The organism is Streptomyces sp. NPDC050988 (assembly GCF_044456225.1).
GTDB lineage: Bacteria > Actinomycetota > Actinomycetes > Streptomycetales > Streptomycetaceae > Streptomyces.
The window spans coordinates 209,070-219,829 of the sequence record NZ_JBITFQ010000008.1 but is presented as its reverse complement, the minus strand read 5'-3'; the positions used below and the strand labels follow the sequence as shown (position 1 = coordinate 219,829).

At 68.6% G+C, this 10,760-nt stretch carries 8 protein-coding genes and 1 pseudogene; 6 read left to right on the top strand and 3 right to left on the bottom strand.

The features are described 5' to 3' along the window. On the bottom strand, nt 1–3,067 hold a 3,067-nt coding region (locus ACIBEI_RS20260; RefSeq protein WP_398890610.1), incomplete at its 3' end, for a tetratricopeptide repeat protein. A 307-nt stretch (nt 3,068–3,374) separates the two neighbouring features. Between ACIBEI_RS20260 and ACIBEI_RS20255 the strand changes: the two genes are divergently transcribed. From ACIBEI_RS20255 to ACIBEI_RS20240, 4 genes are all read left to right on the top strand, one after another. Continuing rightward, the gene (locus ACIBEI_RS20255; protein WP_398890608.1) at nt 3,375–4,001 is read left to right on the top strand and encodes a DUF4956 domain-containing protein; all 627 of its coding nucleotides are present in this window, start codon (nt 3,375–3,377) and stop codon (nt 3,999–4,001) included. Continuing rightward, the gene (locus tag ACIBEI_RS20250) at nt 3,998–4,816 is read left to right on the top strand and encodes a polyphosphate polymerase domain-containing protein (protein WP_398890606.1); all 819 of its coding nucleotides are present in this window, start codon (nt 3,998–4,000) and stop codon (nt 4,814–4,816) included. Before ACIBEI_RS20255 ends, ACIBEI_RS20250 begins: the two co-directional genes overlap by 4 nt. Further along, a complete protein-coding gene (locus tag ACIBEI_RS20245) occupies nt 4,813–6,690 on the top strand; it encodes a carbohydrate-binding domain-containing protein (protein WP_398890604.1) in 1,878 nt (625 codons plus the stop codon). The genes ACIBEI_RS20250 and ACIBEI_RS20245 overlap by 4 nt, the downstream gene beginning before the upstream one ends. 137 nt (nt 6,691–6,827) lie before the next feature. Next, on the top strand, nt 6,828–7,193 hold the full coding sequence (locus ACIBEI_RS20240) for a hypothetical protein (RefSeq protein WP_398890602.1): 366 nt from the start codon (nt 6,828–6,830) through the stop codon (nt 7,191–7,193). Nucleotides 7,194–7,233: 40 nt separating this feature from the next. Here the strand turns inward: ACIBEI_RS20240 and ACIBEI_RS20235 are convergent, their stop codons facing one another. Beyond that, nucleotides 7,234–7,710: a hypothetical protein gene (locus tag ACIBEI_RS20235; protein WP_189841432.1), complete on the bottom strand. Its 477-nt coding sequence runs from the start codon at nt 7,708–7,710 to the stop codon at nt 7,234–7,236. A gap of 421 nt (nt 7,711–8,131) precedes the next feature. Here ACIBEI_RS20235 and ACIBEI_RS20230 point away from each other — a divergent pair, with 421 nt between their 5' ends. After that, complete coding sequence (locus ACIBEI_RS20230; RefSeq protein ID WP_398890867.1) at nt 8,132–8,800, top strand: hypothetical protein; 669 nt, start codon at nt 8,132–8,134, stop codon at nt 8,798–8,800. A gap of 219 nt (nt 8,801–9,019) precedes the next feature. Here ACIBEI_RS20230 and ACIBEI_RS20225 read toward each other — a convergent pair. Continuing rightward, a pseudogene (locus tag ACIBEI_RS20225) lies at nt 9,020–9,541 on the bottom strand (response regulator transcription factor); the annotation flags it as partial. 372 nt (nt 9,542–9,913) lie between these two features. Between ACIBEI_RS20225 and ACIBEI_RS20220 the strand changes: the two are divergent. Then, a complete protein-coding gene (locus ACIBEI_RS20220) occupies nt 9,914–10,738 on the top strand; it encodes a DUF3152 domain-containing protein (protein WP_398890600.1) in 825 nt (274 codons plus the stop codon). The last annotated feature ends 22 nt before the right edge of the window (nt 10,739–10,760 follow it).

Here is a 10,760-nt window from a genome sequence, read left to right as displayed (position 1 = left end):
TGCCGGGCCTGTTGTTGAGGTCTTCTTTGATGGTGAGGGATTGGCGGTACCAGTTTTCGGCTTCGTCCAGTCGGCCTCGTTCTTCGGCGACCCTGCCGAGCTGGTGGTAGGAACTGGCCATGCCGGGCCTGTTGTTGAGGTCTTCTTTGATGGTGAGGGATTGGCGGTACCAGTCTTCGGCTTCGTCCAGTCGGCCTCGTCCATCGGCGACCATGCCGAGCTGGTGGTAGATGATGGCAAGACGGCTGTGCTGTTTCGAGGTGGCCGGTTGTAGCTGCAGGGCGTGAAGGACGTCTCTGTATGCGCGTTCGGCTTGGCCGAGTTGGCCGGCCGTGACTTGTCGGTTCGCTTGAGACCCCGTCAGGAACAGCCACAGCGCGCCAGCGGAGGAGTTCAGGTCGGGTGCGTTGCCATTGGAGTCTTCCACGGCCACTCGCGCGCGGTTGACCCATGCACGGGCCTCCTCCACGAGTCCTCGCGCGTCCCAGTACGCGTCCAGCGGCTGGGCAATGCCCTGTGCCTGGTCCCACAGACTGTGGTCGAGCGCGTAACCAAGAAGGCTCCCCAGAGTCCTCCGTTGGAGGTGGATCAACACCATGGCCAACTGGGCGTCACCGCTCCGAATCTGCTGGAGCAGCCATCCGCCGAAGGAGGCGTATGCGTCGAGGAGAGCGAGTTCGGCAGCTCTGCGCAGCTTTTGGTGGCGGCCAAGGGCCAGAGTCTGCCAGAAAGAGGTCAGATAGGCGGGCAGGGCCGGATGAATGCGGTACATACCCGAGCCCAGAGATGTCAGCAGTCCCACCTCCGTCGCCCGCTCCAAAACCTGCGCCCACTCGGAGCCGGCGCGGCCCTGATACCACTCGGGCACCTCGGGAACTGCCGAAAACAGGCCCAACACGTCCGCATCAACAACCCCATGGAAGAGGCTGACAACAGTAAGAGCGTGCTGATCCGGCGAGGAGAGGTGCGTGAAGGAATACGCGATGCTGGCGGACAGCGACGTGGTGCGGTCGTTGCCGTCGGTGTCGGCCAACGGTGTGGTGCCCTGGAGGCCGGCCAGCAGATCCCGCGGAGCCGCGCTGTCCAGGCGAGGCAGGATCAGCCGCATGCTGAGCGGGTGTCCATCCAGCCACTGCATCAGTTCGCCGAACGCCTTCGTTTCTCGGTGCGGCTTGGTGTCCGGATAGGAGGACAGAAGCTGTTCCGCGTATTCGTTGGCCTCGTCCGTCTCCAGGCCGCCCACCTCGATCCGCCGTCGCTCGGCGCCGAGCCAGTCCTCCGGGGTGCGGCTGGTCACGATGATCGCGCTCTTGCCTTTGGCGGCGATGCGGTCCAGGAAGCCGCGCAGCTCCTCGCGCTCGGGTTCGGTCAAGGGCTGGGTGGCATGGGTGGGATCGGGCAGAGTGTGGACGGATTCGAAGTTGTCCCAGATCAGCAGTAGTCGATGAGTAGTAAGTGTCTTCTCCACAAGGCCCTGGCGCTTTTCCCGGTCCAAGAGGGCGAACTGTGCGCCGAACAACCCCAGTCCGACACTGTTGATCACCCCATCCAGCCCGAAGCTCGCCACACCGGGCTCGAAGGAGTGCCAGATCACCCCGCGTACGTCGTCCAGCGCACCCGTGTCCCGCCACCACCGCCCGAACGTCTTGGCCAGCTCGGTTTTGCCGGTTCCCCCGGGCCCGTACAACACGACGACACGGTTCAACCGGGCAGCCGTATCCAGCGTGTAGAGCAGTGCATCCCGGCCGGTGAACTCGCCCACGGCCGCCAGCGCGGATTCCGGGTCCGCCTCGCCGGCCTCGGCGTCTTCGACAGCTGGCTGCTCCCGCATCCGGTCCAACAGCTGATCCAAAGAATCCTGTTGACCGCGGCCGGTACGCAACCCCGCAAAGTGCACGTCAGTCCGCGTATAAACGACCGGCACCACCCAGTCCGCCAGCGGCATCAACCCCTTCGGAGACGGCCGCAACGGATGCCGGTCCAAGCGCTGGCGCCCCGCCGACACCGCCGCCGACAACAGATCCCCGGCGAACAACCGCTCGTAGAACGCCGTCATGAACTCCGCCGCCGCGACCGCGTACACGCTGTACGCCATCGCCACCACCGCGCCGGCGCCCTCCTGAAGCAACCGCGTGGCGACCGCCGCTTCGAGCTGGGAGCCCAGCACCGCCGACTGGCAGGCGTTGAGGACGACCACCGGCACCTGGGACTTCTTCAGCACCTGCGCCACGCGCCCCGCAGGCACCAGGTCAGAGCCGCCCGTTGCCTTCTCGAACGCCAGCATTCCCTGCGGACCGGGACGATCCCCGTACATGACCGACGACGGCCACCCGCCCCCGGCACCCCCACCACCCGGCGCCTGCCCGAACACCCCATGCCCGTCGAAGTGCACGATCTGGAACGGTTCCCCCGCCTCCCGCGCCTCCTCAAGCACGCTCTCCAGGTGCTCCAGCGTCGGTGGACGCAGCACCACCAGGTCCACCTGCCCGCGCACCGCCTCCAAGCGGCGCAGCAGCGGCCGGGCGATCATCTGGTAGCCCACATCGGCGGTACCGGACGGCCGTGAGATGACCATCAACACGCGCAGCCGGGAGCCTCCGACCGTGAACACGTCGCCCAGGGCGGCGGTCGGCAGGCTGCGGGACACCACCACCTGGTCGTCGAGCGCGATCGGCGTCGGCCGCTCCGGGTCGGCCATCAGTTCCCACGGCAGGCCCAGGTGCTGGGCCGTTCCCGACCGGACGACGATCTCGACCGGGCCACCGCGTGCCCGCGCCCGCGTGTAGGCATCACGTGCTGGACCGGAACCGAACACCGCCTCGAAGACCTGGGAGCCCCACTTCGCGAACTGGGCCTCCACCCGGGGCCCGCGCTCCCCGTACACGCCGAACGGTGCCCGCAGGTAGTCCTCCAGATACCAGCGCAACTCCTCCAGCGCCGGTCCGTCCAGCGGCCACACCAGCGGGACCGGATCACCAGCCCGATTGGGAAGCGCCTCACCGGCCCGCCACGCGGACACGCTCACCCTGCCGTCTTCGTCCACGTCCAGCAGAAGCCGCTCCGCCATGCCCATCGCCCCCGTGACGGCTGCCGTTCAACAGCCTCTCGGCTGTCCGCATCGGCGACTTTATCCACCACTCTGCGTCATCAACAGGGTCACGCCCGAAGTGATCGGATCAGGGCGGAATTCGTACACAAAGCGCCCTCCTTGGTGTTGAGTTCACCCCTGGTTTCCCGTGCGTACTTCTCAACGCTGGTTAAGGAAACCCAAAGGGAACCCACAGGCGGACCCCCGATCGTCGTCACCATGAGCGCATTCATCGCGGTCGATGGCATATCAGCGGTCGACGGCAGACCCCAGGGAGACCGCTGACATGGACCGGTTGCTACTCGTAGGTGCCGATCTCGTCGCCATTTCTCTCCTGACCTTCGTGGTCTACTTCCCGCGGCATCACCGGCGGGACCTCGTCGCCGCGTTTCTCGGGGTCAATGTCGGGGTGCTCGCCGTGGCGATGGTGCTCGGGTCGACGTCGGTCGGGATCGGGATGGGGATGGGGCTCTTCGGGGTTCTGTCGATCATCAGGCTGCGGTCGTACGAGATCGCGCAGCACGAGATCGCGTACTACTTCTCGGCGTTGGCGCTCGGGCTGCTGACCGGGCTTTCCGAGTCCCTCGACCTTCTGCACACCGGGCTGATGGTGCTCGTCGTGGCCACCCTCTACGCCGGTGACCATCCCCGGCTGTTCCCGCGTCACCGGCAGCGGGAGCTGCGCCTGGACTCCGCGTACACCGACGAGGCGGCCCTGCGCGCGCATCTTGAAGTGCTGCTGGGCGGGCGGGTGCTGAACCTGTCCGTCAAGGGCATCGACCTCGTCAACGACACGACGCTCGTCGAGGTCCGGTACGTGGTCCCCAACGCCTCCCGGGCCGCAGTTACCAAGCCCCGGGAGGGCAACCCCCGTACCGACGACTCCCCCCGCGGGCGCGGAGTGCGGGCATGACAGCCCTCGGATTCGAGTCAGAGTCAGAGTTCGAGTCCGATTCCGTCGGGCGCGTGGTCGGTGCGTTGCCGGCCATCGGGCTCGACGAACTCGTCGCGCAGGCCTCGCTGTTGACCCGGTTGGACCGCAAGTACATGCTGCCCGTCGCCGATCTGCCCCTCGTGCTCGGCGGCCTCGACGAGGACACGCGTGTCCTGGACGTGGACGGCGCACGGGAGTTCGCGTACCGGTCCGTCTATTTCGACACTCCGGAGATGGACGGGTACCTGGGCGCGGCCCGCCATCGCCGACGGCGGTTCAAGCTCCGGATCCGTACCTATCTCGACTCCGGGCGCCACTACTTCGAGGTCAAGACACGCGGCCCGCGCGGCACCACCGTCAAACAGCGCATCCCGTACGAGGGGGACGTCCGGCGGCTCGGGCCCGATGCCCGGGCGTACGCCGACACCGTGCTCGCCGAGGCCGGGATCAACTCCGGGCGCCTGCGCTTCGTACCCGCGCTGACCACGTACTACCGGCGTACGACCCTCTTCCTCCCGGCCACCGGGAGCCGGCTGACCGTCGACACCGATCTGACCTGGGCGCTGCCCGACGGGACCGCGCTGCGTACCCCGGACCGGGCCATCGTCGAGACCAAGGCGGGCCGGGCGGGCTCCGGTGCCGACCGGCTGCTCTGGTCGCTCAAGCACCGGCCCTGTCCCGTGTCGAAGTACGGCACCGGGCTCGCCGCCCTCCGTCCCGACCTGCCCTCCAACCGCTGGCTGCCCGTACTGCGGCGCCACTTTCCGACCGCGCTCGACGGGAGACCCGCATGAACACGCGCCCCAACACTCACCTGAGCAAGTCCTCGTGGACGGCACGACGGTTTCGTACGAAGGCCGTCGGCGCCCTCGCCTCGATGGTGCTCGCCACGGCCGCGCTCGCCGGGTGTTCCTCCGGGAGCGATTCCGACTCCGGCGCCTCCTCGTCGGGTTCTTCCGGTACCAGCGGGTCCGCAGCCGCCGTCGACGGGGGCCAGGACGCCGCCGCCGTGCTCGCCGACAACAAGGAGTCGCACGCCGAGGACTCCGACGCCGAGTGGGAGGAGTCGGACGCCGTCGCGGTCCAGCTCAAGGGCGACTCGGCCTCCGTGGACGGGGACGGGGCTACCGCCAAGGGCGCCACCGTGACCATCACCGCCAGCGGTACCTACCGCATCAGCGGCACCCTCTCCGACGGGCAGATCGTCATCAACGCGCCCGACCAGGACGTGAAGTTGGTGCTCGACGGGGCGAAGATCTCCCACTCCTCCGGCGCCGCGATCGACGTCACCGAGGCGGACGAGGCCGTCGTGATCCTCGCCGACGGCAGCGAGAACACCCTCGGCGACGCCGACTCGTACGCCGATGATGTCGAAGCCAATGCCGCGCTTCACAGCGCCGCCGACCTCACCGTCACGGGCGACGGGAAGCTCACCGTGCGCGGCAACGGCAACGACGGGATCGCGAGCACGGACGGTCTGGTGATCGCCTCCGGCACGATCGTGGTCGATGCCGTGGACGACGGCATCCGCGGCAAGGACTACCTGATCGTCGAGGGCGGTTCGGTTACCGTCACGGCCGGTGGAGATGGCCTCAAGGCCGACAACTCCGAGGACAAGGACTCCGGTTACGTCGCCGTCGGCGGCGGTACCGTGAAGGTGACCGCGAAGGGCGACGGGGTCGACGCGGCCACCGACCTGGTCGCCACCGGCGGCACGCTGACCGTCGAGAGCGGCGGCGGCAGCGGTACGCAGCCCTCGGACGACGCGTCCACGAAGGGGCTGAAGGCGGGCGTGATCAACGTCCTGGAGGGCGGAACCGTCGCTGTGGACGCCTCCGACGACGCCGTCCACAGTGATGGTGCTGTTCACGTCAACGGGGCGAAGGTGACCGCCGCGAGCGGCGACGACGGGGTCCACGCGGAGGGCGATCTGACCGTCGACAAGGGGACGTTGAAGGTCACGTCCGCTGTCGAGGGTGTCGAGGGTGCCGACATTTCTGTGAACGGCGGCACGGTGGACATCCGCTCCAGCGACGACGGGATCAACGCGGCCGGCGGTACGAGCACATCAGATGGAGGCGGAGGCGGGGGCGGCTTCGGCGGAGGCCCGGGTGGCGGAGGCGGCGGTGAGAGCGTCGGTGACTTCAAGCTCACCGTCAGCGGCGGCACCCTGGTCGTCGACTCCGAGGGCGACGGGCTGGACTCCAACGGCACCGCCGAGATCACCGGCGGCACGGTCGTCGTCAACGGCCCGCAGCAGGGTGGCAACGGCGCGCTCGACGTGAACGGTGACTTCGCGATCAGCGGCGGAGTCCTGCTGGCCGCAGGCAGCGCGGGCATGGTCGTCGCCCCCTCCACCGACTCCGAACAGGGCTGGCTCTCCGCCACCCTCGACTCGTCGGTCCCGGCCGGCACGACCCTCCACGTCGTCGACTCCGACGGCAAGGTGGTCGCCACGTACGTCACCTCGAAGTCGATCCAGAACGTCGTGTACTCGTCCTCCGCGGTGAAGAACGGCGAGGAGTACGAGATCCACTCGGGCGGCACGAAGTCCGGTACGGGTACGGGAGGCCTGGCCTCCTCGGGCACCCTGGGCTCGGCCGAGCGCATCGCCACGGTGACGGCGGGCGAGGCACCGGAGGGAGGCTTCGGGGGCGGCCGGCGGTAGGCGAGCTGTCGCATTCCATGGCCCCCGGGGCCAGACTGGAAGGAGGCGGAGATTCCCGAGACGCCGAGAATCCCATGAGCGGAGATTCCCGAGAAGCGGACCCCGAGACCCCGCAGCGGACCGGCCATGGAGGAATCATGACGGCAGCCACGCGGAACGACACACCCGTCGCGATCGAGGGCAACGGTGTGGAACTGCGCATGCAGGAAGTGGGCGGAGGCATGAGCGTCGCCTTCGCCACCCTCCCCGAGGGTACGGACATGGCACCGGCGGTGAAGGGCCTGCCCGACGACCAGTGCCAGTGCCCCCACTGGGGATACCTCCTCAAGGGGCGGCTCAGGATGCGTACCAAGGCCGGGAGCGAGGTCTACGAGGCGGGGCAGGCCTTCTACTGGGCGCCGGGCCACGTACCGGAGGCGCTTGAGGACGTCGAGTACGTCGACTTCTCGCCGACGAAGGAGTTCAACGAGGTCATCGACCACGTCAAGGCGCAGATGAGCTAGGGACCGGGGCAGGGTCCAGGGCCACGGCCTGTCGGGCGGATCAGGTCTCGTACAGCCCGTCCCAGGGTGGGCCGAAGCCCAGCCGGTCCGGGTAGAGCTCGGCCCAGGGCTCCCCTTCGTCCTCGCCGGTCAGCATGCCGAACAGCACGCCGTCGACGGTGAGCCGGAAGGGGCGGACCGCGATGTCCGTGTACCGGCGCCGGGGAAGGCTCCTGAGGAGTTTGGCCAGGTGGGCCTGGGCCCGGGCGAGGACCGAGTCCTGGCCCTCCGGGGCGCGCTGCTGCTCGGCCCAGGTGCCGGCACACCAGATGTCCGAGTCCCGGTAACGGCCCTCGGCGTCGAAGGTGTGGAGCACCGCGTAGAGACGTTTGTGCTCTTCCCAGCCGTCGTCGGGCCGGTATCCCTCGGGGAACGCGTACGTGATCGACCCCAGGAACTGCCCCTCCGCGTAGTGACCGATGGCCTCGGTGCGGTGGCGCGGCTCGTAGGCGATCGGGATGACCTCGGGGACTGCCATGGCGAAACCATACGGATGAATCGTGGACATGCCACAGGCGGGGCCACCGTAACAGTCCTCGGACTCCGGGCGGATGCAAGGTGTGTTCGAGACATTCGCCTTGTTCGACTCGTTTCCGGCGATCGTGCCCGGCGATCGCGCCGAGGCAGATCGACGGCTCCACGGCAACACCACTCCTGGCGACTCGACCCGGGAGACCGTCCGTACGCGACCCCGTCCGCCTTGCTGCGGCTTGCCGAGTGTCCGGTTTCCGATTCGCTTTCGCGCAGGAACCCATTGGAGTTTCGCGTGTCGGCTGATCTGTTGATCGTACGGAGAAGTCCTTCAGTCGTTGCGCCCGCGACCCGATGTTTGCAGAGGAAGCTCGAACTCGCTTCCGGTGCACTCGCACATCTGTACCTTCGGATCAAAGGAGCAATGCATGAGTCCTGAACTCAGGACAAGGTCCTCCCTGAGCCCCCTCGCTACCCGTGGCGCGTGGCTGACCGGCGGGGCTGTTGCCTCGCTCGCTCTCGTGTTCGCAGGCGTCGCGACTCCCGCATCGGCTTCGGTCACCCCGGCCGCCGACAGCGTCGTGGCCGGCCCGTCGAACGAAGACTGCAAGAAGGAGAACGGGCACCACGAGAAGTACCAGCCGGAGGGGAAGGCTCAGACGCCCACCGGACCGGGTCACGAAGAGTGCGAGGACCGGGACCGGGACCGGGACAAGCAGGAGTGCTCGGACATCGACTCGGTCGTCCTGCCGCCCCGCATCCAGGATCCCAGGGTGGAGCTCAGCGCCGTGCTGATCGACGGGAAGGCGTTCGCCGGGCAGCGGACCTTCAACGGGGAACCGAGCGAATACGAATGGGACAAGATCAGCGACAATCGCGGCTTCCCCGACAAGGCCTGCGCCATCTCCATCTCGACCGACGGAGACGACGACGCCTGGATCAAGGTGCTGACCAAGAACGGCCGCGTCTATGAGACCGCGGGCAGCAAGGACGACTCCGAGTTCACCTGGGACAACAACTGGGAGAAGCTGGAGACGCCGAGGGAGCGCGACCTCGCGACCCGAGAGAAGGGCGAGATGGTGACACCGGTTGGCTGACCCCAACTGTGTCCCGACAGGTGCGCAGGGTTCCTGACCCTGACACCAGCCCGGTTCGCCGCGCGCGCAAGGGCCACAGCCGGCGCGCGCGGCACCCCGGCACCCGCTGCCCCGTTTGGTCGGCCGCCCGTCACTCCGCTGCCGTGGACCCGGGGCACGTCTCGCCGGAACCCTCGGCCTGTCCGGCGCCGGGGGATCGTCACGGTCACCTTCGTCGACGCCGGGCGAGGCGGAGAGGGCCAGCAGGAGCCGTAGTTCGGAAGGGGCGAGGGCGACGGGCACACCCCGCCGGGTGATGGCCAACCCGGCCCGGTCGATGGTCAGTTCGCCGTCGTCGCCGTGGCTCTCGATCTTCGGTATGCCGTCGGGGTTGGGTGCGCCGCCGACCCGGCGCAGGACCGCGCGGATACGGGCGTCGAGCACGCGTGCCCGCACCGGCTTGACGACGTAATCGTCCGCCCCGGCCTCCAGTCCGACCACGATGTCCGTGTCGTCGCCCCGGGCGGTCGCCATGACGATCGGCACCTGGTCCTCGGTACGGATCCGGCGGCACACCTCGAGACCGCTGAGGCCGGGCAGCATCAGGTCGAGCACGACGACGTCCGGCCGGAAGGACCGCAGCAGGGCCAGCCCCTCCTCGCCGGTTCCGGCGACGGTGACGTCGTGCCCCTGGCGGCGCAGTGCGAGCCGGACGCCCTCCCGTACGGCTCGGTCGTCTTCGATCAGCAGGACGCGTGGCATGTGCTCAGTATCCGTACGCCTCTGGGGAGTTGAGGCGGGTACGGGCGCCGGTGGGGGAACTGTCACGGGACGATCACATAGGCCGGGCGGGCGATCGGTCGTTATCTCTTCGTTATCGGCTGAGCGATATCCCATCACATGCCGTACTCACTCTTGATGACCATGAACACGACTGCCCGTCGCACGAAGCCGTCCTCGACCAGGAGGTCCTCCGCCTCCCGACCGTCCCGGCGTCGTGGCAGAGGGGTCGCGCAACCTGGTGGCCCCGGGGGTTCCGGCAGACGTTCGGGCGGGCGCGGCCGGAAGAGCAAGGGTCCGTTACTCGGCGGCCTGGCGGCGCTGGTCGCGTTGGTGATCGCCGTCGCTGTGGCCGTGAACTGGACGACATCCTCGTCCTCCGACGCCGCGGACGGATCCGCCGTCTCCTCGTCGCCGTCCGGCCCGGCGCCGGACCGGACACCGGAACCGAGCGGCGGGACGGAGTCGGCCGGGGCGAGCGAGAAGCCCGCAGAGGGCGCCGAGGAGGACGCTGGGAAGGCCGGCGGGGAGGCCGACGGAGAGGCCGACGCCGAGCCGTCCGGAAAGGGCAGCCCCTCCGCCTCCTCGTCCTCCTCCGCGCCCGAGATCCCGGCGTCGGGTCCCGGCACGTTCGCCACCGCGGGCGGCACGAGCGGGACCGTCGGGGGGAAGGGCGGCCGGGTCCTGAGCTACAAGGTCGTCGTCGAGGACGGCCTCACGCAGTCGGCGGCCGATGTCGCCGAGCAGGTGGAGGGCATACTCGCCGACCCGCGCGGCTGGACGGCCGACGGCCGCTCGGGCTTCCGTCGCGTCTCCAGCGGTACGGCCGACTTCGTCGTACGGCTCGCCACGCCGGGAACGGTGGACGCCATCTGCGGAAAGTACGGGCTGAACACGCGCGGCGAGGTCAACTGCAACGTGGGCAAGGACGTCGTCGTCAACCTCAAGCGGTGGCTGCTGGCGACGCCGGTCTACGCCGCCGACGTGGACGCGTACCGTGCGCTGATCATCAACCACGAGGTCGGCCACTTCCTCGGCCACGGCCATGTGACGTGCCCCGGAACGGGGAAGCCGGCCCCGGCGATGATGCAGCAGATCAAGGGGATGCTCGGCTGCAAGCCCAACGTCTGGCCGTACGACGCGAATGGACGGTTCGTCACGGGGCCGGCTGTGTCCTGAGGGATGGTCTGAAAGAAGAGGG